22 protein-coding genes are annotated in these 21,717 nt (G+C 63.5%); 13 read left to right on the top strand and 9 right to left on the bottom strand.

Features of this window, described 5'->3' with window-relative positions; all coding sequences use genetic code 11:
- Position 1 precedes the first annotated feature (1 nt).
- Positions 2-322: a DUF6665 family protein gene (locus JQ574_RS01870; protein WP_212205600.1), complete on the top strand. Its 321-nt coding sequence runs from the start codon at positions 2-4 to the stop codon at positions 320-322.
- A 30-nt stretch (positions 323-352) separates the two neighbouring features.
- Here JQ574_RS01870 and JQ574_RS01865 read toward each other — a convergent pair whose 3' ends face one another.
- The 4 genes from JQ574_RS01865 to JQ574_RS01850 form a co-directional block, all read right to left on the bottom strand.
- Entirely contained in the window at positions 353-1,315 is a 963-nt protein-coding gene (locus JQ574_RS01865; RefSeq protein WP_212205602.1) for an aldolase/citrate lyase family protein, read from the bottom strand.
- 238 nt (positions 1,316-1,553) lie between these two features.
- Positions 1,554-1,697 carry a bacteriocin gene (locus tag JQ574_RS01860; protein ID WP_212205604.1) on the bottom strand — a complete coding sequence of 48 codons (144 nt, stop codon included), beginning with the start codon at positions 1,695-1,697 and terminating at the stop codon, positions 1,554-1,556.
- Positions 1,698-1,837: 140 nt separating this feature from the next.
- The gene (locus JQ574_RS01855) at positions 1,838-2,584 is read right to left on the bottom strand and encodes a GNAT family N-acetyltransferase (RefSeq protein ID WP_409363372.1); all 747 of its coding nucleotides are present in this window, start codon (positions 2,582-2,584) and stop codon (positions 1,838-1,840) included.
- Positions 2,568-3,986 (bottom strand): APC family permease, encoded by a 1,419-nt coding sequence (locus JQ574_RS01850; RefSeq protein ID WP_249119020.1) that lies wholly within the window; start codon positions 3,984-3,986, stop codon positions 2,568-2,570. The genes JQ574_RS01855 and JQ574_RS01850 overlap by 17 nt, the downstream gene beginning before the upstream one ends.
- A 676-nt stretch (positions 3,987-4,662) precedes the next feature.
- On the opposite strand from JQ574_RS01850, the gene gcl reads away from it, so the two are divergent.
- From gcl to JQ574_RS01830, 4 genes are all read left to right on the top strand, one after another.
- Positions 4,663-6,456 (top strand): glyoxylate carboligase, encoded by a 1,794-nt coding sequence (gene gcl, locus JQ574_RS01845; RefSeq protein ID WP_212205606.1) that lies wholly within the window; start codon positions 4,663-4,665, stop codon positions 6,454-6,456.
- 14 nt (positions 6,457-6,470) lie between these two features.
- Positions 6,471-7,256, top strand: a complete 786-nt coding sequence (gene hyi / locus JQ574_RS01840) for a hydroxypyruvate isomerase (protein ID WP_212205608.1) — start codon at positions 6,471-6,473, stop codon at positions 7,254-7,256.
- 26 nt (positions 7,257-7,282) lie between these two features.
- Positions 7,283-8,170, top strand: coding sequence for a 2-hydroxy-3-oxopropionate reductase (locus JQ574_RS01835; protein ID WP_212205610.1), 888 nt, complete (start codon positions 7,283-7,285; stop codon positions 8,168-8,170).
- Between the two features lie 122 nt (positions 8,171-8,292).
- On the top strand, positions 8,293-8,682 hold the full coding sequence (locus JQ574_RS01830; RefSeq protein ID WP_212205618.1) for a DUF1236 domain-containing protein: 390 nt from the start codon (positions 8,293-8,295) through the stop codon (positions 8,680-8,682).
- Positions 8,683-8,789: 107 nt separating this feature from the next.
- On the opposite strand, the gene JQ574_RS01825 is transcribed toward JQ574_RS01830, so the two are convergent.
- The 3 genes from JQ574_RS01825 to JQ574_RS01815 form a co-directional block, all read right to left on the bottom strand.
- Positions 8,790-9,155: a VanZ family protein gene (locus JQ574_RS01825; protein ID WP_212205620.1), complete on the bottom strand. Its 366-nt coding sequence runs from the start codon at positions 9,153-9,155 to the stop codon at positions 8,790-8,792.
- A gap of 77 nt (positions 9,156-9,232) precedes the next feature.
- Complete coding sequence (locus tag JQ574_RS01820) at positions 9,233-9,838, bottom strand: thiamine pyrophosphate-dependent enzyme (RefSeq protein ID WP_212205622.1); 606 nt, start codon at positions 9,836-9,838, stop codon at positions 9,233-9,235.
- An 8-nt stretch (positions 9,839-9,846) separates the two neighbouring features.
- Positions 9,847-10,404 (bottom strand): thiamine pyrophosphate-binding protein, encoded by a 558-nt coding sequence (locus JQ574_RS01815; protein ID WP_212205624.1) that lies wholly within the window; start codon positions 10,402-10,404, stop codon positions 9,847-9,849.
- Between the two features lie 217 nt (positions 10,405-10,621).
- On the opposite strand from JQ574_RS01815, the gene JQ574_RS01810 reads away from it, so the two are divergent.
- Genes JQ574_RS01810 through JQ574_RS01795 form a run of 4 tightly spaced genes read left to right on the top strand, consistent with a single transcriptional unit; the run spans position 10,622 to position 14,401 of the window.
- Positions 10,622-11,557, top strand: coding sequence for a tripartite tricarboxylate transporter substrate binding protein (locus JQ574_RS01810; protein WP_212383257.1), 936 nt, complete (start codon positions 10,622-10,624; stop codon positions 11,555-11,557).
- Positions 11,558-11,572: 15 nt separating this feature from the next.
- Positions 11,573-12,469 carry an amidohydrolase family protein gene (locus tag JQ574_RS01805; RefSeq protein WP_312014638.1) on the top strand — a complete coding sequence of 299 codons (897 nt, stop codon included), beginning with the start codon at positions 11,573-11,575 and terminating at the stop codon, positions 12,467-12,469.
- Positions 12,470-12,484: 15 nt separating this feature from the next.
- A complete protein-coding gene (locus JQ574_RS01800) occupies positions 12,485-13,534 on the top strand; it encodes a hydroxyacid dehydrogenase (RefSeq protein WP_212205626.1) in 1,050 nt (349 codons plus the stop codon).
- 30 nt (positions 13,535-13,564) lie between these two features.
- On the top strand, positions 13,565-14,401 hold the full coding sequence (locus JQ574_RS01795; protein WP_212205628.1) for an SDR family NAD(P)-dependent oxidoreductase: 837 nt from the start codon (positions 13,565-13,567) through the stop codon (positions 14,399-14,401).
- A 432-nt stretch (positions 14,402-14,833) separates the two neighbouring features.
- Here JQ574_RS01795 and JQ574_RS01790 read toward each other — a convergent pair whose 3' ends face one another.
- Complete coding sequence (locus tag JQ574_RS01790) at positions 14,834-15,283, bottom strand: cupin domain-containing protein (RefSeq protein ID WP_212205631.1); 450 nt, start codon at positions 15,281-15,283, stop codon at positions 14,834-14,836.
- A gap of 156 nt (positions 15,284-15,439) precedes the next feature.
- Here JQ574_RS01790 and JQ574_RS01785 point away from each other — a divergent pair, with 156 nt between their 5' ends.
- The 4 genes from JQ574_RS01785 to JQ574_RS01770 all read left to right on the top strand — a co-directional run bounded on the left by JQ574_RS01785 (position 15,440) and on the right by JQ574_RS01770 (position 21,060).
- Entirely contained in the window at positions 15,440-16,201 is a 762-nt protein-coding gene (locus JQ574_RS01785; protein ID WP_212205633.1) for an SDR family NAD(P)-dependent oxidoreductase, read from the top strand.
- A 146-nt stretch (positions 16,202-16,347) separates the two neighbouring features.
- Positions 16,348-17,184: an enoyl-CoA hydratase family protein gene (locus JQ574_RS01780; RefSeq protein ID WP_212205635.1), complete on the top strand. Its 837-nt coding sequence runs from the start codon at positions 16,348-16,350 to the stop codon at positions 17,182-17,184.
- Positions 17,185-17,385: 201 nt separating this feature from the next.
- Positions 17,386-19,737 carry a bifunctional salicylyl-CoA 5-hydroxylase/oxidoreductase gene (locus JQ574_RS01775; RefSeq protein ID WP_212205637.1) on the top strand — a complete coding sequence of 784 codons (2,352 nt, stop codon included), beginning with the start codon at positions 17,386-17,388 and terminating at the stop codon, positions 19,735-19,737.
- Positions 19,738-19,815: 78 nt separating this feature from the next.
- The gene (locus tag JQ574_RS01770; RefSeq protein WP_212205639.1) at positions 19,816-21,060 is read left to right on the top strand and encodes a flavin-dependent oxidoreductase; all 1,245 of its coding nucleotides are present in this window, start codon (positions 19,816-19,818) and stop codon (positions 21,058-21,060) included.
- A gap of 167 nt (positions 21,061-21,227) precedes the next feature.
- Here JQ574_RS01770 and JQ574_RS01765 read toward each other — a convergent pair whose 3' ends face one another.
- Entirely contained in the window at positions 21,228-21,683 is a 456-nt protein-coding gene (locus JQ574_RS01765; protein ID WP_192734381.1) for a cupin domain-containing protein, read from the bottom strand.
- Between the last annotated feature and the right edge of the window lie 34 nt (positions 21,684-21,717).

Here is a 21,717-nt window from a genome sequence, read left to right as displayed (position 1 = left end):
TATGGCGTTGAATTTACTTCAATCCGGATTCGCAACGCTCCAATACGAGATCGCCGAGGAGAGGGCGTCAGCGCTCGGACGGCTTGGACGGCGGCTCGAGGCCGCGCTGACGGCGCTTGCCGCATGTCCGCGGACCGCCGACACCGATCGAAAAATCCGCGATGGTCTCGTCGAACAGGCGGGATATGCGCTCTGGCTCTTCGTCGTGCAGCGCGAGGCCTGCGGTCTCAACAAGATCGACCACGTGATCAAGCTCTACGGGGTGCCGAACGAGGTGCTTGCCCGCATGGGGCCGTTGCCGAAAGCCCGCCCTCCGGCGTGATCCTGGCGCCGCTCCAATCCGCTCGACGCGCTACACCGGCAACTTTCGGTTCTGGTGTGCCCGGCCCTTGATCGCGGCGGCCTCGCTATGACCTGCGATCACGCGTACGCCCTCGTCAATCCGTGCCGTGATGTTATCAGCCGTGCAGCCTTGCAGGAACGCGACGCCGTTGTTGCGGCAGGCCGCCAGAATGCGGTCGCGCGCCGCCTGCATTTCCCGCGGAAAGGGTTCGCGAGGAATTTCGCGATAGCCGAGCGAAAGACTGAGGTCGCCCGGGCCGATCTCGGCAAATCCCAGTCCGGGCACGCCAAGGATCTCCTCGCAATTGGCGACGCCTTCGGGGCTTTCCAGCTTCACCCCCAGCAGCAGTTCACCTTTCGGATTGAGCGGCCAGGTATCGCAGCGTTCCATATATTCTTCGGTCGACAGGCCCCACACCGGTGCCGCCGTGGTTTCCGATCCGCGCCCCCGCGTGCCGATGCCGAGCAGCTTGCGGCCGGCGGCGTCGGTGCCGCCGTCTCTTGCGCGTATCGCTCCCGCCATCCGTGCCAACGGCGAGGGGATTTCGGGATCGACGCCATCAGTGTAGTGCGGATAGCGGCAGGATTCCACGAAGGCCCGCACCGCGTCGGCGGTTTCCGCCTGGCACAGCAGGATGCCATGCACGCCGCGGCCGAGGATCTGGCGGAACTGCCAGGCGTTGTAACGCACATGCGCGGCGTCGATGCCGTTCACCGGCGCCTCGACGATGACAGTCGGCGTGCGGTGCCCCGAACGTGTCGGCCCGGCATCGACCATGCCGCGCATGTACTCGGCAAGGCCGGCCATATCGAAGGCGCCGTGCTCCATGCCGACATTCATGTAGTCGGCCCAGGTCCCTGCATCGATGCGGCCCTGCGCATGGGTCAGCACATGGCCGCTGTGCGGGCCGTCATAATAGATCGCCTGATCCTGCTCGAGCAGTTCGATGCAGCGACTGATCCGCTTGCCCATCAAGGGTTTCCTCCGACAGTTTCCGGCGGTGCCGGAGCAACGCTAGCACGCTGCCGCGCCACCGTGGGCAGGGGCGGTGATCACGTTCGCGCTGAATGTGCAAAAGCGTTGTGGGGGAAACCAGGAAATGGGCCGCCGCAACCGGCAGCCCAACCAGCGATCGACGGGATGACGCCGTGAAGCCCGGCCGAGGGCCACAGAGCGGACTGTTGCTTCAGTCCGCTCCGCGGGACCGTTGTCATTTGAACATGCCGAGAATCCACTTGATGAGCTGATCCACCGGCGAAGGTTTTGGATAGGGCAGCGAGCCGTCCCTGGACGTAGCCATGCCTCCGTACACCGCGGACAACTCGTCGATGTTCAACTCGTGATCGTTTTGCATCCGTTGATCTCCTCTCAACCGATGGACGCCTCATCCACCGTGCCGGGGAGGGTAGAACGGGCGCTCAGCCGAGGGTGTGATCCACGTCACGAACTGTGCGGGGTGTACGCGGATCCGTTGAACCAATCCGCACTGTGGGCTCAGCGCCGCGCCCGCAGCATTGGCGTCAATGCGGGAGAAGCGCCGCTTTGTATCCTGCCGATAATCTTGAAGCCGTGGCGTTCGTACAGGGAAATGTTGCGCGGGTTCGAGCTTTCGAGGTAGGCGGCGGTGCCCTGCTCGTCGCAGCGTCGAAGCGCGTGTTTCATCAATAGCGCGCCGAGCCCTTGCCCGATCCATTTCGGATCGGCGGCGATCACGGGCAGGTACCAATGCGGCTCGTGCGGATGATGCTCGGCCATGGCCTTCATCACAGCGCCAACATCCTCGGCGATCTCCGCTCGCAGCGCCCCTTCCATGGCCGCGTCCATCGCCGTTTCGTCGGGCTCGACGCCCGGCGGCAGCCATAAAGCGGCGGCGCGAGCGTGTTCGGTGATGTCGGCTGTGCCGTGGTCGAATGCGCGGCCGCCAAAGGCTTTGACGAATCGCGGCATCACCCTGAGATATTCGGACGCGTCGGGCCAAACCCACCGCGTCATTGGGTCGGCCGCAAAGCCGAGCACGATGGTGCTGATCACGGTTTTCTCGATGCTTGGGTCCGCGGATTTCACTTCCGGCATCGCCGACATCGGGTCATCCTTCATTTCGATCTGGCCACCGCCAATGTAGGTGTGCGAATGCCTTCTTTCCAGCCGTGAATGCTCGGCATGGTCGGCGAAGCCGGTTCCGGCCGCAGCGGCCGGATCCGCAAATCGTCGAAGGCGCGCCCGCTCAGTTGACGGGTCCACCGCGACCCAGATTTACCGCATCCGGGTCCGCTCGCCTCACCCCGGTTGCCCGATTGACCATGATGGTGACGAACCAGAGCACGACGCCGATTGCGAGCAGGACGCCGGCGACGCGGTACTGCACGGGGTCACGGCCGGTCCAGGGACCGGTCAGGAAAGCACAGAACACCGCCCCCAGGATCGGGAGAATGGTCGGCGTGCGGAAATGCTGATGATCGACACGGTCGCGCCGAAGCACCAGCACCGCAACATTGACCACCGTGAACACGCACAACAAAAGCAGCGCCGTGGTGCCTCCGAGCGCCGGCACCCCGCCGACGAAGGTGATCAGTCCGAAGGCCAGCAGCGTCGTGAAGCCGATGGCGACATAGGGCGTGCGCCGCGTCGCGTGCACCTTGCCGAGGGTGGGCGGCAGCACATGCTCGCGGCTCATGCCGTACACAAGTCGGCTGGCCATCAGCATGTTGATGAGCGCGCTGTTCGCCACCGCGAACATGGTGATGAAGCCGAAAATCCAGAGCGGGAAATTGGGCGCGCCTTTTTGAACCACTTGCAGAAGCGGAGTCTCGCCTTCGCCCAATTGCTCGGGAGCCACCAGCGTGATCGCGGAAATCGAGACCAGCACATAGATGGCACCGGTAATCGCCAGGCCCGCGAGCAGCACCTTTGGGAAGTGACGCGTTGGATCCTTGCATTCCTCGGCCATGTTGACCGAATCTTCAAAGCCCACCATGGCGAAGAAGGCGAGCGTGGTCGCCGCGATCACCGGCCAGAACATGCCGCCATCAGGGGTGGAGCGGAACTGCATCACGCGCGAAACGTCGCCCTGGCCGAGGCCGATGGCCCAAAGGCCGATGACGATAATGATCAAGAGGCCGGTCAGCTCGACGCAGGTGAGCACCACGTTGGCCTTCACACTTTCGCCGACGCCGCGGAAATTGACCGCGGCAACGACCGCCATGAAAGCAAGACCCGTGACGGTGATGCCAAAACCGGTCAGACCGAGCCCCATCGCATGCGACATGTTCGCGGCGAACGCCCGGGAAGCCGTCGATGCCGAGGTGATCCCCGAGCACATCACCGCAAACGCAACGATGAACGTGATGAAATGGATGCCGAAAGCCTTGTGGGTATAGAGGGCGGCGCCCGCCGCTTTCGGATATTTCGTGACCAGCTCGAGATAGCTGAAGGCGGTCACCAGCGCGACCACGAATGCCACCACGAAGGGCAGCCAGACCACCCCGCCTACCTGCTTGGCGACCTGGCCCGTCAGCGCGTAGATCCCGGTTCCGAGAATGTCGCCGACGATAAACAGGAGGAGCAGCCAGGGGCCCATGACCCTGTGAAGGCTTGGTTCGACGCTGCTTGACTTGGTACCGGCGTTGACGGGGACATCGGTCATCGTACGTCCTTTCCACTCCAGGTAGCGCCGGGGCAGTGTATCGGCAGTTGGCGGTTTGTGGAAGGTGGCTGCGTCCTGCGCCCGTCAATTTCGACAGCATTGAAGCGTACGGCAAGGAGGCGCAGGGCACCGAGAAATGCTCACCTTTTGCCCGACGGCTGCGCCCGGCGTAGCCTTGGCGCAGCCGCGGCAAATCAGTTCCGATTGTCAGAAATGATGTCAAGCCCTGAAATAAAAAATATTTCTGTTTACCAGAATGAAAATCAAGTGCATATGTTTGGCCATCCCGTCCTACTCAGAAGGGCGGGTGCAGCGCGCACCCGGTCTTCCCTGCGCCCTCTGTATTTAGGGCGGGAAGTTTCTGGCAAAGCTCGGGCGCAATGCGTCGCGAGAATGCGAACACACACCCAGCTGTCATCGCCCGGCTTGACCGGGCGACCCAGTATTCCAGAGACGCTGATGATTGAATCGAGAAGCCGCGGCGTACTGGATCCCCGCATGCGCGGGGATGACAACACGCGCGTGGGGATTTCACCGCGCATCTCCCCCAACCATCTGATCCACTGTGCATTTCTCCATCCATTCCACATCGCGGGAAACAATAGCGATGTCGTTGAGATCGAATATGGCAGCCGTGATGATCGCGCCAGAGCAACACGGTCAAGCGAGGTGCAAAATGGCGAAGATGCGAGCGATCGATGCCGCGGTACGTATCCTCGAAAAAGAGGGCGTGGTGACCGCCTTCGGCGTGCCGGGTGCGGCGATCAATCCGCTTTATTCGGCGCTGAAGCGGCGCGGTTCGATCAGCCACATCCTGGCGCGCCATGTCGAGGGCGCCTCCCACATGGCCGAAGGCTATACCCGCGCCAAGGCCGGCAATATCGGCGTCTGCATCGGCACCTCGGGTCCGGCCGGCACCGACATGATCACCGGGCTTTATTCGGCGATCGCGGATTCGATCCCGATCCTGTGCATCACCGGGCAGGCGCCGCGTGCGCGGCTCTACAAGGAAGACTTCCAGGCTGTCGATATCGAGTCGATCGCAAAACCCGTGACGAAATGGGCGGTGACGGTGCGTGAGCCGGCGCTGGTGCCGCGCGTGTTCAGCCAGGCGTTTCACATCATGCGCTCGGGCCGTCCCGGGCCTGTCCTGATCGACCTGCCGCTCGACGTGCAACTCGCCGAGATCGAGTTCGACGACGAGACCTATGAGCCGCTGCCGGTCTACAAACCATCAGCCACGCGCAAGCAGATCGAGAAAGCGCTCGCGATGCTCAATGCCGCGGAGCGGCCGCTGATCGTGGCGGGTGGCGGCGTCATCAATGCCGACGCGTCCGAATTGCTGGTGGCGTTTGCGGAAGTCGTCAACGTTCCCGTGGTGCCGACGCTGATGGGGTGGGGCGCCATCCCCGACGATCACGTGCTGATGGCGGGCATGGTCGGGCTGCAGACCAGCCACCGCTACGGCAACGCCACCATGCTGCAATCGGACTTCGTGCTCGGGATCGGCAACCGCTGGGCCAACCGCCACACCGGCTCGATCGAGACCTACACCAAGGGCCGCACCTTTGTGCATGTCGATATCGAGCCGACGCAGATCGGCCGCGTCTTCAATCCGGATTTCGGCATCGTGTCTGATGCCAAGGCGGCACTGCAACTATTCGTCACCGTCGCCAAGGAATGGCGCAGGGACGGCAAGCTCCGGGATCGTCAGGCCTGGCCGGCCGCATGCCAGGATCGCAAGCGCACCATGCTGCGCCGGAGCCGCTTTGACGACATCCCGATCAAGCCGCAGCGCGTCTATGAGGAGATGAGCAAAGCGTTCGGCCGCGACACCTGTTACGTCAGCGTGATCGGCCTGTCGCAGATTGCCGGCGCGCAATTCCTCGGCGTCTACGGTCCGCGCAACTGGATCAATGCCGGGCAGGCCGGCCCGCTCGGCTGGACATTGCCAGCGGCGCTTGGCGTGCGCGCCGCCGATCCGACCCGTGAAATCGTGGCGCTGTCGGGCGACTATGACTTCCAGTTTCTGATCGAGGAACTCGCGGTCGGCGCGCAGTTCAAGCTGCCCTACATCCACGTCGTCGTGAACAATTCCTATCTCGGCCTGATCCGCCAGGCGCAGCGCGGCTTCGAGATGGATTATCAGGTGCAGTTGTCGTTCGAGAACATCAACGCGCCGGAGCTCGGCGTTTACGGCGTCGACCACGTCGCGGTCGCGCAGGGCCTCGGCTGCAAGGCGATCCGCGTCACCGATCCGCACGACGCCCAGGCGGCGTTCGCGACCGCGCGCGAATGGATGGCGGAGCACAAGGTGCCTGTGGTGGTCGAGTTCATCCTCGAACGCGTCACCAACATTTCCATGGGCACCGAGATCGACAACATCATCGAGTTCGAGGAAGTGCTCGATCTGCCGCTGGACGATGCGCCGGCGAAGTCGAGCACATCCGGCACATTGTTGCCGGCTTAAGGGGGATATCGACGATGCCCAAATTTGCCGCCAACCTCACCATGCTGTTCGGCGAACTGCCATTCCCAAATCGCTTTGCGGCGGCCAAGGCCGCCGGCTTCAGCGGCGTCGAATATCTGTTTCCCTATGATTTCGACAAGGCCGAGCTCAGCGAGCAATTGCAGCAGCACGGGCTAACCCAGGTGCTGCATAATCTCCCCGCCGGCAATTGGGCGGCGGGCGAGCGCGGCATCGCGATTTTTCCTGACCGGGTCGAGGAATTCCGCGACGGCGTCGCGCGCGCCATCGATTACGCCAGGGCGCTGGATTGCCGTCAGCTCAATTGCCTGGTCGGCATCGCGCCTGGTGGGGCCGATGCGCGCGAGCTGAACGAGGTGCTGATCGGCAATCTGCGGTTTGCCGCCGACGCGCTGGCCAGGGAACGGATCAGGCTTCTGGTCGAGCCGATCAACACGATCGACATCCCCGACTTTTTCCTCAACGGTACCGAACAGGCGATCCAGCTCATTTCAGACGTTCGATCGAGCAATTTGTTCGTGCAGTACGACATCTACCACATGCAGATCATGGAAGGTGACATCGCGCGCAGCCTGCAGAAGCATCTGCCGCGCATCGCCCATGTCCAGCTCGCCGACAATCCGGGCCGCAACGAGCCCGGCACCGGTGAAATCAATTATCCGTTCCTGTTCCGGCATCTCGATTCGATCGGCTATCGCGGCTGGGTCGGATGCGAGTATAAACCGCGGACGACGACCGTCGACGGCCTCGGCTGGCACGCGGCCCTGACGCTCGATACCTGATTGGTCAATAACAAGGGAAAATCCAAATGATCGATATCGGCTTTATCGGCCTCGGCACCATGGGTCGCCCGATGGCGAAGCATCTCCAGACTGCCGGCCATCGCCTGTTCCTGCACGACGTCGCGCCGCTCCCGCCTGAGTTGGTCGCTGAGGGTGGCGTGGCCTGCAAATCGGGCAAGGAGGTCGCGGAAAAATCCGATGTCGTCATCATCATGGTGCCGGACACGCCGCATGTCGAAGCGGTGTTGTTCGCTGACGGCGGCGTCGCCCAGGGGATTTCAAAAGGCCAGATCGTGGTCGACATGAGTTCGATCTCGCCGCTCGCGACCAAAGAATTCGCCAAAAAGATCGAGGCGCTCGGCGCCGATTATCTCGATGCCCCGGTTTCCGGCGGCGAGGTCGGCGCCAAGGCCGCGAGCCTGACCATCATGGTGGGTGGGCCCGAGCGCGCGTTCAACACCATGAAGCCGGTGTTCGACAAGATGGGCAAGAACGTCACGCTGGTCGGCGGCAATGGCGATGGCCAGACCACCAAGGTCGCCAACCAGATCATCGTCGCGCTGACGATCGAGGCGGTCGGCGAAGCCTTGCTGTTCGCCTCGCGCGCCGGCGCCGATCCCGCACTCGTGCGGCAGGCGCTGATGGGCGGCTTTGCCTCGTCGCGGATTCTCGAGGTGCATGGCGAGCGCATGATCAAGCGCAATTTCGATCCGGGTTTCCGCATCGAACTGCATCAGAAGGATCTCAACCTCGCCCTCGAAGGCGCGCGCTCGCTCGGCATATCCCTGCCGAACACGGCGATCGCGCAGCAATTGTTCAGCTCCTGCGCCGCGCATGGCGGCAAGGCGTGGGATCATTCCGGCATGGTGAAGGCGCTCGAGATGATGGCTAACCACGAGATCGGAAAGACTTGATCGAACGCGGAACCTGATCCGGGAACTTCCTGTTCCATGTGGCCCGTTATTGCGCGCGTGGAACCGGAACATCTGATGCCTCCAATGGTTGAAACGCACCATCAAATTCACTGGAGGATATAATGATTAATCGTCTTGCTGTTTCGCTCATTGCCGCGTCGCTGCTGACATCGGGCGCGGCGTTCGCCCAATCCACCACCGTTCAGGGCGCGCAGGACGGCGCCCGGGCGGGTGGCCAGGTCGGCGGTCCGGTCGGCGAGGTCGTTGGCGGCACCGTGGGTGCGGCCGTAGGCCTTGGATTGGAAATTCCGAATGCCGTGATCACGTCGATCCAGGCCGAACGCGCGCCGTCGGTCGTGGTGCGCGAGCGCGTCGTGGTCGGCGAGCCGCTGCCGCCGACCGTCGAGTTGCGCACGGTGCCGAGCCACACCGAATATCGCTATGCGGTCGTCAATGATCGCCGGGTGATCGTGGAGCCGCGCACGCGCCGGGTGATCAAGATCATCGACTAAGCGAGCCGCTTGCAATCGATCCTCGCGGGAGCATTCCTCCCGCGGGGATTGTTGCGTCAGGACGCTCCGGCCGTCAGGACGCTCCGGCCGTCAGGACGCTCCGGCCGTCAGGACGCGCTTGCGCTCGATCGTTGCGTGCGCTTGACGACCAGATCGAAGGCCGCCGCAGCCGCGAGCCCAACGCAGGCTGCAAGCGCGTCGACCAGAAAATCCTCCAGCCGCGCGTGCCGCCCCGGCGCCCAGAATTGCAGGATCTCGATCAGGCCGGTCAGCCCGACGGCGACGGCCGCCGTGAGCAAGCGGTTGCGCGTGTAGGCCAGGCCGAACGCGAGCCCGATCAGGACAAAGGCAAGTGCATGCTCGCCGTCCTGTCCAAGAATACTGGCGTGCGGACGGTATCCCGGCGGGCCCAGGGTTGCGAAGGTTACGGCTGCGGCAAGACACCAGGCGAACAACTTGAGGGCGACTGACATGGCCTCGGCTTAGCACGATCGGGACGCGAATATTGCACCTGCGAACAGCCACAATGCCGTGTGGTTAATGCCCATTTCTACAGCGGTTCCCTCACCCCCAGCCCGTGCATGAAGCGCTCCCTGATCTGCACCGGATCGCGCCGGGTGGTGCCGACGCCCGGCTTGTCGTCGATGCGCACGCCGATCAGGGTCGGCCCCGCGGTGGACATGGATTGATCGATGAGGCGCTCGAAATCGTCCTCGTCGGCGGCCCAGGCGCTGTTGCCGAGGCCGCTGGCGATCGCAATCGCAACGATGTCGGCCACAACAGCGCCCGGCGTCGGCTGCGCGCCGGTGATCTGGTAGACGCCGTTGTCCATCACCACCATCGTCAGATTCTTCGGCGCCAGCGTTGCGATCGTCGACAGGGCGCCGAGTTGCATCAACAGCGAACCGTCGCCTTCGAGCGCGAAGATGCGGCGTTCGGGTTGCGCCAGCGCGACGCCGAGCGCGATCGGAAAGGCGAGGCCCATGCTGCCGAGCATGTAAAAATTCTGCGGCCGATGCCCGGCGGCCCACAGGTCGAAATTGGTGTTGCCGATGCCGCCGACCACGGCTTCCTCGTTCTTCAGCCTGGCGACCAGCCGCGAGGTGAGATCGAAGCGGTTCATGACCTTGGTATTGCGGGCAGGGGTGCTGTTCATGAGATCGCTCACTTGTCGAAGGTCTTGCCGCCGGTCAAAAGCGGCGAAAGGATCAGCGCCACAGGCGCCTGTGTGGTGATGGCCTGCTTGATCGAGCGGTCGCAGATGAACTCGAACTCGTCGAGCCGCGTGCAGGTGTGATGCTCCATCGCAAGCGAATCCAGCACCGGGCGCATGGTGCGGCACACCAGCGACTGGCCGTAGTTGAACTCGCCGAGCGTGCCGCGTTCGGTCACGAACATGATCAGCGGGATCTGGTAGGGCATCGCCAGCGAGGCCAGCACGTTGGCGAGCGTCGCAAAGCCTGACGTCTGCATCAGCACGGCGCCGCGCCGCCCGCCCATCCAGGCGCCGGAGACGATGCCGACGGCTTCTTCCTCGCGCGCGGTCGGAAAGGTCGTGAAAAACGGATCGGCATGCAGGTTCTTGATCAGCGTCGTCAGGATGCGATCGGGCACATAGGGCACCAGGCTGATATCGTTGCGCTTGAGCGATTGCAGCACGATGCCGTGCCAGCTCTTCTCCTGCGAGATCTCGGGCGAGGTTTTTTCCTCCGCAACCGTCATACTGTCTTCTCCCTCGATCTTCCGAAAATTCGCGTTCGCGACATGGTGCCGTCGCGCAGCTTTTGCCGCGCCGAAACTTGACGTCGTGGACGGGATTGTCAACATGCCTTCATCGTTACCGTGATCTGCAGACTTGGCGATGGCTCAAGCACGCCGGCATGCGACAATGTGAGATAACGAGAACATCGGGAGGGCTGCCGTGGCAAGTTGGTTCCGGATGGCTGTGGTTGCCGCAGCGATGCTTACTGCTGCCGGCGCGGCATCCGCGCAGTCGTTTCCTTCAAAGCCCGTGCGTATTCTCGTGCCCTATCCCGCGGGCGGCGGCGTCGATGTGCTGACGCGCACGCTGGGCGAGGTGGTGTCCAAGCAATGGGGCCAGTCGGTTGTGGTCGAGAACCGCCCGGGCGCCGGCGGCGTCATTGCCTCGCAGGCGGTCGTGAGCTCGCCGGCTGACGGCTATACGCTGATCATGGTCGCGAGCGGCCACGCCACCAATCCGTTGCTGTACTCCAAAATTCCCTACGACACCTTCAAGGACTTCACGCCGATTTCGCTGCTGGCGTCGTCGCCCAATATCCTGCTGGTGCGCGCCGATTCACCGTTCAAGACGCTCGCCGATGTGATCGAGGCGGCGAAGGCGAAGCCGGGCAGTCTTTCATTTGCCCATGCCGGCACCGGCACGTCGACGCATCTGGCCGGCGAACTCCTGAAGAGTCTCGCCAAGGTCGATCTCAACGCCATTCCCTACAAGGGCGGCGCGCCCGCGATCAACGATCTGCTCGGCGGACAAATTCCGATGTCGTTCAACAACGGCCCGGAATCGGTCGGGCAACTCCAGGCCGGCACGCTGCGCGCGCTCGCCGTCACCACCGCCGAGCGTGCGCCGTTCCTGCCCGACGTGCCCAGCATGTCGGAAGCCGTGCCGGGTTATGACACCGGCGTGTGGTGGGGCCTGCTCGGACCATCAGACATGCCGCCCGATGTGCTGGCAAAACTCTTCCGTGATTTCGTTGCTGCCCTGAACACGGAGGCCGTGAAGGAGCGCCTCGGCAAGCTCGGCGCATTGCCGATCGGCAGCTCACCGCAACAGTTCCAAGCCAGGATCCGTGCCGACTACGAGAAGTGGGAGCCGATCATCAAGGCGGCCGGATAAAGGCGGAATAACGATGTGGTGCTCAAGATGATTCCAGCCTGCCTGCCGCCGCGTCCCGTCAGTCGTCCCAAGGCGCCGCTGCCGCCTGATGCCTGCGATACCCATGCCCATGTATTCGGCCCATCGGATCGCTTTCCTTACGCTGATGATCGCAGCTACACGCCGCCTGACGCGCCGTTGGAGAAATACCTCGGCATGCTCGACACGCTCGGCTTTGCGCGTGGCGTGCTGGTGCAGGGCAGTGCACACGGCCGCGACAACTCGGCGATGCTCGATGCGCTGAAGCGCGAGCCCGACCGCCTGCGCGGCGTGGCGGTGGCTGATGCCAACGTTTCGCCGAACGAATTGCGCGCCTGGCACACGGCCGGCGTCCGAGGCCTGCGTTTCAATCATTTCTTCCGCGACGGCCAGTTGCACTATCGCGGCGGCGTGCCGTTGACGGAGGCCGAGAAACTCGCGCCGCTCATGAAGGAATTCGGTTGGCATCTGCAACTCTGGATCGACGTCAAGGATCTGCCGCAGACGATCCCGATCCTGAAAAAGATCGGCCTGCCTGTCGTGATCGATCACATGGGCCGCACCGATGCCCGCGCCGGCACCGGCACCGAGGGTTTCCAGAGCCTGTTGCGTGCGGTCGGCGAGGGCTGGTGCTGGTCCAAATTGTCGGGCGCGCACCGGCTCAGCCAGGACGCGCCTGACTATCCCGACGCGCGGCCGTTCCACGAAGCGCTGGTAAAGGCAAACCCTGAGCGCCTGGTCTGGGGCGGCGACTGGCCGCATCCGCGGGTCGAGGGAGAAATGCCCGACGCCGGACACCTTCTCGAATTGTTTCAGATGTGGACGCCTGATAAAGCGACGCAGCAGCGCATCCTCGTCAGCAATCCCGCCAAACTCTATGACTTCCCGAACTGAAAGTTGCACAACAAGATGACCGTCAACAACAAGCGCGTGTTCTACGTCAAATATCTCGCCCACGAGATCTATACCGAGATACTGAAAGCCAGGGCCGATGTACGGCTCGACAAGCTTGAGAACGAGAGCCCTGAATCCGTCGCGGCGCCGATTCTGGCTGCGGCGCACGCCTATCAGATCGGGGCGGCGCGCGATGAACTGGCGCCGCATTTCCATGCCCATGCGGATCTTCTGAAGCGGGCGCCGAATTTGCTCATCGTCTCCAGCAACGGCGCGGGCTTTGACCCCGTCGATGTCGATGCCTGCACCGCGGCCGGCGTGCTGGTGGTCAACCAGACCGGCGGCAACGCCAATTCCGTGGCCGAGCACGCGCTTGGCATGCTGCTGACGCTGTCGAAGCGCATCCTCGAATCCGACCGTGCGCTGCGCCGCGAGGCCAATGTCAATCGCAATGCGCTGATCGGCAACGAAGCGCAGGGCAAGACCATCGGCGTTGTCGGGATCGGCAATGTCGGACGCCGCATCGCCGAACTCTGCAAGGGCCTGCTGCACATGAAGGTGATCGCGTACGATCCCTATCTCACGGCAGAGGAAGTTGCGGCGCGGGGCGCCGAGAAGGTCGAGCTCGACGATCTGATGCGGCGTTCGGACTTCGTTTCGATCTCCTGCCCGCTGACCAAAGACAATCGCCGCATGATCGGCGCGAAACAGTTTGCGCTGATGCAGCCGCACGCGTTCTTCATCACCACCGCGCGCGGCTTCATTCACGACGAGGCCGCGTTGTACGACGCGCTGCGCGACAGGCGTATCGCCGGTGCCGGGCTCGACGTCTGGGACAAGGAGCCGCCGCCGCCGGAACATCCGCTGCTGCAGTTCGACAATGTGCTGGCGAGCCCGCATACGGCAGGTGTAACCAGGGAAGCCCGCGTCAACATGGGCAGGATCGCCGCCGAACAGATCCTCGACGCGCTCGACGGCAAGCGGCCGCCGCGCATCGTCAACCCCGAGGTCTGGCCAGCCTATGCCAAACGCTTCGAGAAGACGTTTGGTTTCGCACCGAAATAGGGCGCCCTGAAATCGACGTGAGATAAGGCAATGACCGAGAAACCGCGCTACGTTCGCCCGCTCAGCCCGGAGTCATCCGGCGAGGCGCCGGGGCGCGGGCGCCTTCAGGGCCGCAGGATACTGGTGGTCGGCGGCGGGCAGCGGACATTCGACGCCGCAACCGATCCGGTCGGCAACGGCCGGGCGATGTCGCTGCTGTTTGCGCGCGAGGGGGCGCATATCGCGGTCGCCGATATTCATCGTGCGAGCGCCGATGACACGGTCACGCGTATCGCCGCCGAAGGCGGCCGCGCCTTTTCAATCGAGGCCGACATCGCGCGTGAGGCCGATGTGAACAGAATGGTTGATGAGGCGATCGACGGCCTCGGTGGTCTCGATGGCATGGTGCTCAACGTCGGAATCGGCGTCGGTGCGCTCGGCCTCGACGGCGTCGACTTGAGGGAGTGGAACGACACGCTGGCGGTCAATCTGAGCGGCCCGATGCTCTGCTGCCGCAAGGCCCTCAAGCATCTCGCCGAGGGCTCATCGATCGTTTTCATCTCGTCGATCGCAGGGCTTCGCTCGGGCTCGCGGCTGATCGCGTACGATACGTCGAAGGCGGCGCTCGGCGGCCTGATGCGCAATGTCGCGCGGGAAGGGGCAAGGCGCGGCATCCGCGCCAATATCATCTGCCCGGGTCTCGTCGATACCCCGCTCGGGCGCCACACCAGCGCGGGCCGGCCGTCGCGGAGCGCTGCCGGTGCACCGTTTGGGCGCATGGCGACAGGATGGGAGATCGCCTATGCCGCGCTGTTCTTCATGTCCGAAGAGAGCGTTTACGTGAATGCGCAGACCCTGGCGGTCGACAGCGGCATCACGGGGTTATGACCCCGAAAGAGGGGAAGAAAATTTCCCCCGCGGTCGGCTCGATCAGGGCAATAATTCTACTGCCAAACGGCTGCCGCACGAAGCGGGCGTTGCTATTTTCCCAGGTATCTCGACTAGTTAGCCCGTTACGACCATTTTCCAGGAGGCGCCGCGTTTTGGGAACGACCGTTCCGCCGGGCGCCGATGGAAGATTGAGATGCGACAGGTACAACAATTTCTGCGCAACGCGCCGTCCCGGATCGGACGTCGGCTGGCCCAGATCGTCGCGATCGCCGCTGCCAGCCTGCCTTCTGCCGGGGCTTAAGGCCTCTTACGTCAATCTGAAAACTTAAGAGCCCGCGCGAAGCTGCGGGTCGCGGATACCCGTCGCGTCACGTCTGGCGCAGATGTTCGATGTCGCCCTGGGGGCCCAGCTAAAGTTCGCGCAGATTTTTAGTCGTTGGCTTCCGGCGGCAGAAAATTCACTTCATGCTCGGCCGAGATGCGCACGATTTCGGCGACATCGCTGAGATTGTGCAACTGGTTGAAGAGTGCTTCCAGCTTCTGGGTCGGTGAAACCCAGAAAAGTGCCCGCGCCGGTCTGTCCGATTTGTTGAAATAACCGTGCGGAATTCCGCGCGGCAGCCGGAGCAGATCGCCGGCCTTGGCCTGCACCCAGACGCCATCGAGTTTCAGGTCGAGCATGCCATCCTGCACCAGGATGAATTCGTCCTGGGTTGGATGGATGTGGACCGGCACGAACTGGCCGGGATTACTGTTGGTCTCGAACGCAAAGGTGGAGTCCGTTACCGCCTTGGGAAAATACACCTGCCCGAGGATGTTCCAGGTCTTGCCGGAATATCCGGTGCCGTTCTGCGTGATGCCTTTTTCGAGCGCCGCCATGTTGCTGACCCCTGTGTGGTTACGCGGCGACGCTACCCCCGGATCGCCTTCTGTCAAGCGCGTGCGGGCAGGCAAAGAATGCTTCCTTACTTGCTTCCTTGCAAAAGCTTGAAGTTTAAAATAAATGTCGGGGGTCAGTTCCCGGGAGGCCGACCGATGTCCAAACCGTTGCATTCCCAGCATGCGCTCGTCACCGGCGGCGGGCGGGGTATTGGCCGCGCGGTCGCCGCAGCCCTGTCCGAGGCCGGCGCCGTCGTCACCGTGCTCGGCCGCAATCGCGCCACGCTGGATGAAGCGATTGCGTCAGGCGCCGCGCAGTTCGTGGTAACCGCCGATGTCGCCGATGCAGCTTCGGTGAAATCAGCCATTGCGGAGGCCGCGGCGCGCCAGCCGATCGACATCCTGATCGCCAATGCGGGCGCGGCTGAATCCGCGCCGTTCGGCCGCTCCGATGCGGCGCTGTTCCAGCGCATGATGGACGTCAATTTCATGGGCGTGGTGCATGCCACGCAGGCCGTGTTGCCCGGCATGCTGGAGCGCCGCCGGGGGCGGGTGGTCGCGATCGCTTCGACCGCCGGCCTGAAGGGCTACGCCTATGTCAGCGCTTACAGTGCTGCAAAGCATGCGGTGATCGGTCTGGTCCGTTCGCTGGCGCTGGAAACGGCCAAGAGCGGCGTCACCGTCAATGCCATCTGTCCCGGCTTCACCGAAACCGATCTGCTCGAGGGCTCGATCGACAACATCATCAAGAAGACCGGCCGCAGCCGTGAGCAGGCGGTGGCCGAACTGTCGAAGCACAATCCGCAAGGGCGTCTCGTTGCGCCGTCGGAAGTCGCCGATGCCGTGCTGTGGCTGTGCGGCGCGGGCGCCGGCGCGATCACCGGACAGGCGGTCGCCGTCGCCGGCGGCGAAGTTTGAAATTGAAACCGTCATTGCGAGCGAAGCGAAGCAATCCATCTCGCCGCAAAAAGAAAGAATGGATTGCTTCGCGGAGCCTGTCATCGGGCGCGCATTCGCGCGACTCGGTGGCTCGCAGTGACGAATAGCAAGACAAGGGAGATCCCATGAGCAGACCCGCCAACCCCGTCACGCTGCCACTATCAGAATATTCGCCGAAGCATTTTCTGCTTGAGGTCGACGGCAAGATCGCCACCGTGACGCTGAATCGTCCGGAGCGGAAAAATCCGCTGACCTTCGACAGCTACCGGGAACTGACCGATTTCTTCCGCGCCTGTGCGATGGACGAGGAAGTCAAGACCATCGTGGTGTCAGGCGCCGGCGGGAACTTCTCTTCGGGCGGCGACGTCTTTGAGATCATCGGCCCGCTGGTGCAGATGGATACCAAGGGCCTCACGGCGTTCACCCGGATGACCGGCGATCTGGTCAAGGCGATGCGCGCCTGTCCGCAACCGATCATTGCTGCTGTCGACGGCATCTGCGCCGGGGCCGGCGCAATCATCGCGATGGCCTCGGACATGCGCATGGCGACATCAGGCGCCAAAGTCGCCTTCCTCTTCAACAAGGTGGGTCTCTCCGGCTGCGACATGGGCGCCTGTGCGATCCTGCCGCGTATCATCGGCCAGTCGCGGGCGTCGGAACTTCTCTACACCGGCCGCTTCATGACCGCGGAGGAGGGCGAACGCTGGGGCTTCTTCAGCCGGATCGTGGCGCCCGACCAGGTGCTGGCGCAGGCGCAAGCGCTGGCAAAGCAGGTTTCGGATGGGCCGACTTACGCCAACACCATGACCAAGCGCATGCTGGCGATGGAATGGGCGATGTCGGTGGAGGAGGCGATCGAGGCGGAAGCCGTCGCGCAGGCCCTGTGCATGACCACGGAGGATTTTGCCCGGGCATTCGAGGCGTTTTCCAACAAGCGGTCGCCGGTGTTCCAGGGGAATTGAGCTCCACTCTTTTTCCTCATGGTGAGGAGGCGCAACAGCGCGCCATCTCGAACCATGATAGCCCGCGGCCCATCCTTCGAGACGCGGCCAAAAGGCCGCTCCTCAGGATGAGGTCGTTTGCGTTGCGAGGGGCTTGCCTGAAAAATGCTTTAGGTTTAAAGTAATTTCCAGATGGCCCGTTAGCTTGCTTCGGAGGCGCTGATGAAGGTGGCGATAATCGGCGGGGGGCCGGCGGGTCTCTATGCCGCGATCCTTTTGAAGAAGCAGCGGCCGCAGGCCGAGATCACGGTGTACGAGCGCAACCGCGCCGACGACACGTTCGGCTTCGGCGTGGTGTTCTCGGACGCCACTCTGGACAACTTCGAAAAGTACGACCCGCCGAGCTACCGCCGCATCACCCAGGAATTCGCTTATTGGGATGACATCGCCGTGCATTTCCGCGGCACCGTGCATCGGGTGGGGGGCAACGGCTTTTGCGGCTGTTCGCGCCGCATGCTGCTCTTGATCCTGCAGGAACGTGCCCGCGAACTCGGCGTAACGCTATTGTTCGAAACCGATGTCGACGACGAGACCCGTTTTGCCGATGCCGATTTGATCGTGCTCGCCGACGGCATCAACAGCCGTTTTCGCGACAAATACATCGAGCATTTCCGCCCCGAGATCGACCTGCGTTCCAACAAGTTCGCCTGGATGGGATCGACCCGGCCGCTCGATGCCTTCACCTTCATTTTCCAGGAGACCGAGTGGGGCCCGTTCATCGCCCACGCCTACCAATATGAAACCGGCCGCTCGACCTGGATCTTCGAGACCGATTCCGAGACGTTTGCGCGCGCCGGTCTTGAAGGCCTGAGCGAGCAGCAATCCGCCGATCGCATGGCGGAAATCTTCGGCTGGTTCCTCGGCGACCACAAGCTGCTGACCAACCGTTCGATGTGGCGCAATTTTCCGATGATCCGCAGCGAGCGCTGGGTCAAGGACAACATGGTGCTGCTCGGCGACGCCAAGGCGACCGCGCATTTCTCGATCGGCTCCGGCACCAAGCTTGCAATGGAAGACGCTATCGCACTCGCAGAGGCGATGGCGCAGGCGCCGACGGTCGATGCAGCCTTGCAGACCTACGAGCGGGGCCGGCGCGAGGAGGTCGAGAAGACCCAGCACGCCGCCGACGTGTCGCTGGTCTGGTTCGAACATGTCGACCGTTTCTGGGATTTCGATCCCGTGCAGTTCGCGTTCGGCGTCATGACCCGCGCCAAGGCGATCACCTACGATAATCTCACGCTGCGTGCGCCGGGCTTCGTCAGCGAGGTTGACAAGGCGTTTGCAAAGACCGTCCGCGCCAAAGGGTTTGATGTCGACATCGAAAAACCTGTCGCGCCGATGTTCCAGCCGTTCAAACTGCGCGAGATGGAGGTGGCCAACCGCGCGGTGGTGTCGCCGATGTGCATGTATTCGGCCGAGGAGGGCGTGCCAGGCGATTTCCATCTGGTGCATTACGGCTCGCGCGCGATCGGCGGCGCGGGTTTGATCTTCACCGAGATGACCTGCGTCGGCCGCGACGCCCGGATCACGCCGGGTTGCACCGGGCTGTGGAACGACGAGCAGCAGGCCGCCTGGACGCGGATCGTCGATTTCGTTCATGCCAATTCAGCCGCCAGGATCTGCCTGCAGCTCGGCCATGCCGGCCGCAAGGGCGCGACCAAGCTGATGTGGGAGGGCATGGACCGGCCGCTCGAGCAGGGCGGCTGGGACACGCTGTCGGCGTCGCCGATCCCTTATTTCCCGGACAGCCAGGTGCCGCGCGAGATGGACCGATCAGCGATGGATCGCGTCAAGGCGGAGTTCGTGGCCGCCGCGCTGCGCGGCGAGGCCTGCGGGTTCGACATGCTGGAACTGCATTGCGCGCACGGCTATCTGCTCGCGAGCTTCATCTCGCCGCTGACCAACACGCGCACGGATGAATATGGCGGTACGCTCGAAAACCGGCTGCGCTATCCGCTCGAAATATTCGAGGCGATGCGCGCAGCGTGGCCAGTGCACAAGCCGATGTCGGTGCGCATCTCCGCCACCGACTGGGCGGAGGGCGGCGTCACCGGCGACGACGCGGTGGCGATTGCGCGCGCGTTCGGCGAGGCCGGCGTCGATCTCGTGGACGTCTCCACCGGACAGACCGTGCGCGACGCGCAGCCGATTTACGGCCGCATGTTCCAGACGCCGTTCTCCGAACAGGTCCGCAACGAGGCAAGGGTTGCGACCATGTGCGTCGGGAACATCACGACGTCGGATCAGGTCAACACCATCCTCGCCGCCGGCCGCGCCGACCTGGTGGCGCTGGGCCGGCCGCATCTGGTTGATCCTTCCTTCACCATACGGGCGGCGGCCTGGTATGGCGCCTCCGATATCGCCTGTCCGCCGCAATATCTCCCCGGAAAAGAGCAGATTTTCCGCAACTCCGTCCGCGACCGGCAGGATTTCGACGACCTCAAAATTAAGGGTAAGCCGAAAACCCGCGCCGAGCTCAAGGCCGAGGCGACAAAGCCGCTTGCGGCCGAATAGGCTGGATGGCACGCTCCTTACTCCCTCTCCCCGCAAGCGGGGCGAGGTTGAAGACAGAGTTGAGTGGAGTTTGAGCGGATGAAGGCGATCATCGTCGGAGGCGGCATCGGCGGCCTCACCACCGCGCTGATGCTGCGCGCCCGCGGCATCGATTGCGAATTGTTCGAGCAATCGGACAGCATTCGCGAGCTCGGCGTCGGCATCAACACGCTGCCGCATGCGATCCGCGAACTCGCTGGCTTAGGGCTGCTGGACCGGCTGGATGCGGCCGCTGTTCGTACCGATGATTTGTATTATCTGAACCGTCACGGCCAGGAGGTCTGGCGCGAGCCGCGCGGCCTCGGCGCCGGTCACGACGTTCCGCAATTCTCGGTTCATCGCGGCCGCCTGCAGAGCGTTATTCATCGCGCCGTCGAGGAGCGGCTCGGCAAGGAGACGATCCACACCGGCTGCCGGCTTGGCGCGTTCGCGCAGCACGAAGGCGGCGTGATCGCGCATTTCTTCGACCGTACCGGCGCGCATATCAAGACCGCACGCGGCGACGTTCTGATCGGGGCCGACGGCATCCATTCGCGCGTGCGCGAAATGCTGTTTCCGGACGAGGGGCCGCCGTGCTGGAACGGGCTGATGCTGTGGCGCGGCGCACGCGACTGGCCGATGTTTCTGACCGGCAGTTCGATGATCGTGGCCGGCGGATTGAATGCCAAAGTCGTGGTCTATCCGATCGCGGAAGGATCGAGCCCCGCCAGCCGGCTGACCAATTGGGCCGTGATGGTCAGGATTGGTGAAGGCAACGCACAGCCGCCGCGCCGCGAGGACTGGTCGCGGCCGGGCAAGCGCGAGGAATTGATGCCGCATGTGGCGCGGTTCTCGGTGCCGCATGTCGACGTCCGCAACCTGATCTCGGCGACGCCGGAATTTTATGAGTATCCCTGCTGCGACCGCGATCCCTTGCCATACTGGACCTGGGGACGGGTGACGCTGCTCGGCGACGCCGCGCATCCGATGTATCCGGTCGGATCCAACGGCGCCTCGCAGGCGATCCTCGATGCACGGGCGCTGGCGGATTCGCTGGCCCATGCCGAGCATCCGCGCCAGGCGCTGCTGGCCTACGAGCAGAAGCGGCTGCCGATGACGGCAGAGATCGTGCGCGCGAACCGCCGCGGCGGCCCGGAAGGCGTCATCGACGCGGTCGAGCAACTGGCGCCCGACGGTTTTACGGATATCGAGAAGGTGCTGAGCTACGGCCAGCGTGAAGCGATCGTACGCGGCTATGCGTCAAAGGCGGGCTTTGCCGCGCCGTCGCTGGCGGCGGTGCGGTAAGGTTCACTAGCCCCCACACGTTCAACTGTCATCGCCCGCGAAAGCGGGCGATCCAGTATTCCAGTGACGCTAGTGATAGACCCGAGAAGCCGCGGCGTACTGGGTACCCCGCCGGAGCCTGTCATCGGGCGGCCATTCGGCCGACCCGGTGGCGGGGCACGACAATCTCACGCCCCCGGGGGCGGCGGCAGGAAGTGGATGTTGTGCTCGGCCGCCAGCGCCACGACGGCGTCGGGCGTCTGCTCTTTCATGTTGTGGATGCCCCAGAACAGGTCATAGAGCCGCCGCGTCGGCGAGACCCAAAACAGCACCTTCGAGGTCCGGCCGGACTTGTTGAAGATGCCGTGCGGCTTGCCCATCGGCAGCCGCACCAGATCGCCCGGCGAGGCCTGCGTCTCTGATCCGTCGAGGAAGAAGTCGAGCTTGCCTTCCAGGATGTAGAGATATTCGTCCTGATCGGGGTGGATGTGCGGCGGCACGAAAGTGTCGGGCGGGAACGTCGCATGCCATGAGAAGGAATGCTCGGTGACGCTTTTCGGCACATAGGTCTGGCCAAGGATGTTCCAGGAAATTCCCTGGATGCCTTCGTTGGCGCGGGTAATCCCGGCGATTTCGGTTTTCATCATGTCGTTTCCTTCCAGCGTTTGTTAACCGCCG

Origin of the sequence: Bradyrhizobium sp. AUGA SZCCT0158 (assembly GCF_018130065.1) — a bacterium.
Lineage (GTDB): Bacteria > Pseudomonadota > Alphaproteobacteria > Rhizobiales > Xanthobacteraceae > Bradyrhizobium.
Note: the sequence above shows the minus strand (reverse complement) of the source record. Positions and strands in the feature narration are given on the sequence as shown.

Excerpts from the sequence above, each read along its gene's own strand:
- JQ574_RS01870 (WP_212205600.1), top strand. The coding sequence starts at position 2 with ATGGCGTTGAATTTACTTCAATCCGGATTCGCAACGCTCCAATACGAG.
- JQ574_RS01865 (WP_212205602.1), bottom strand. The coding sequence starts at position 1,315 with ATGGGCAAGCGGATCAGTCGCTGCATCGAACTGCTCGAGCAGGATCAG.
- JQ574_RS01860 (WP_212205604.1), bottom strand. The coding sequence starts at position 1,697 with ATGCAAAACGATCACGAGTTGAACATCGACGAGTTGTCCGCGGTGTAC.
- JQ574_RS01850 (WP_249119020.1), bottom strand. The coding sequence starts at position 3,986 with ATGACCGATGTCCCCGTCAACGCCGGTACCAAGTCAAGCAGCGTCGAA.
- gcl (WP_212205606.1), top strand. The coding sequence starts at position 4,663 with ATGGCGAAGATGCGAGCGATCGATGCCGCGGTACGTATCCTCGAAAAA.
- hyi (WP_212205608.1), top strand. The coding sequence starts at position 6,471 with ATGCCCAAATTTGCCGCCAACCTCACCATGCTGTTCGGCGAACTGCCA.
- JQ574_RS01835 (WP_212205610.1), top strand. The coding sequence starts at position 7,283 with ATGATCGATATCGGCTTTATCGGCCTCGGCACCATGGGTCGCCCGATG.
- JQ574_RS01830 (WP_212205618.1), top strand. The coding sequence starts at position 8,293 with ATGATTAATCGTCTTGCTGTTTCGCTCATTGCCGCGTCGCTGCTGACA.
- JQ574_RS01825 (WP_212205620.1), bottom strand. The coding sequence starts at position 9,155 with ATGTCAGTCGCCCTCAAGTTGTTCGCCTGGTGTCTTGCCGCAGCCGTA.
- JQ574_RS01820 (WP_212205622.1), bottom strand. The coding sequence starts at position 9,838 with ATGAACAGCACCCCTGCCCGCAATACCAAGGTCATGAACCGCTTCGAT.
- JQ574_RS01815 (WP_212205624.1), bottom strand. The coding sequence starts at position 10,404 with ATGACGGTTGCGGAGGAAAAAACCTCGCCCGAGATCTCGCAGGAGAAG.
- JQ574_RS01810 (WP_212383257.1), top strand. The coding sequence starts at position 10,622 with ATGGCTGTGGTTGCCGCAGCGATGCTTACTGCTGCCGGCGCGGCATCC.
- JQ574_RS01800 (WP_212205626.1), top strand. The coding sequence starts at position 12,485 with ATGACCGTCAACAACAAGCGCGTGTTCTACGTCAAATATCTCGCCCAC.
- JQ574_RS01795 (WP_212205628.1), top strand. The coding sequence starts at position 13,565 with ATGACCGAGAAACCGCGCTACGTTCGCCCGCTCAGCCCGGAGTCATCC.
- JQ574_RS01790 (WP_212205631.1), bottom strand. The coding sequence starts at position 15,283 with ATGGCGGCGCTCGAAAAAGGCATCACGCAGAACGGCACCGGATATTCC.
- JQ574_RS01785 (WP_212205633.1), top strand. The coding sequence starts at position 15,440 with ATGTCCAAACCGTTGCATTCCCAGCATGCGCTCGTCACCGGCGGCGGG.
- JQ574_RS01780 (WP_212205635.1), top strand. The coding sequence starts at position 16,348 with ATGAGCAGACCCGCCAACCCCGTCACGCTGCCACTATCAGAATATTCG.
- JQ574_RS01775 (WP_212205637.1), top strand. The coding sequence starts at position 17,386 with ATGAAGGTGGCGATAATCGGCGGGGGGCCGGCGGGTCTCTATGCCGCG.
- JQ574_RS01770 (WP_212205639.1), top strand. The coding sequence starts at position 19,816 with ATGAAGGCGATCATCGTCGGAGGCGGCATCGGCGGCCTCACCACCGCG.
- JQ574_RS01765 (WP_192734381.1), bottom strand. The coding sequence starts at position 21,683 with ATGAAAACCGAAATCGCCGGGATTACCCGCGCCAACGAAGGCATCCAG.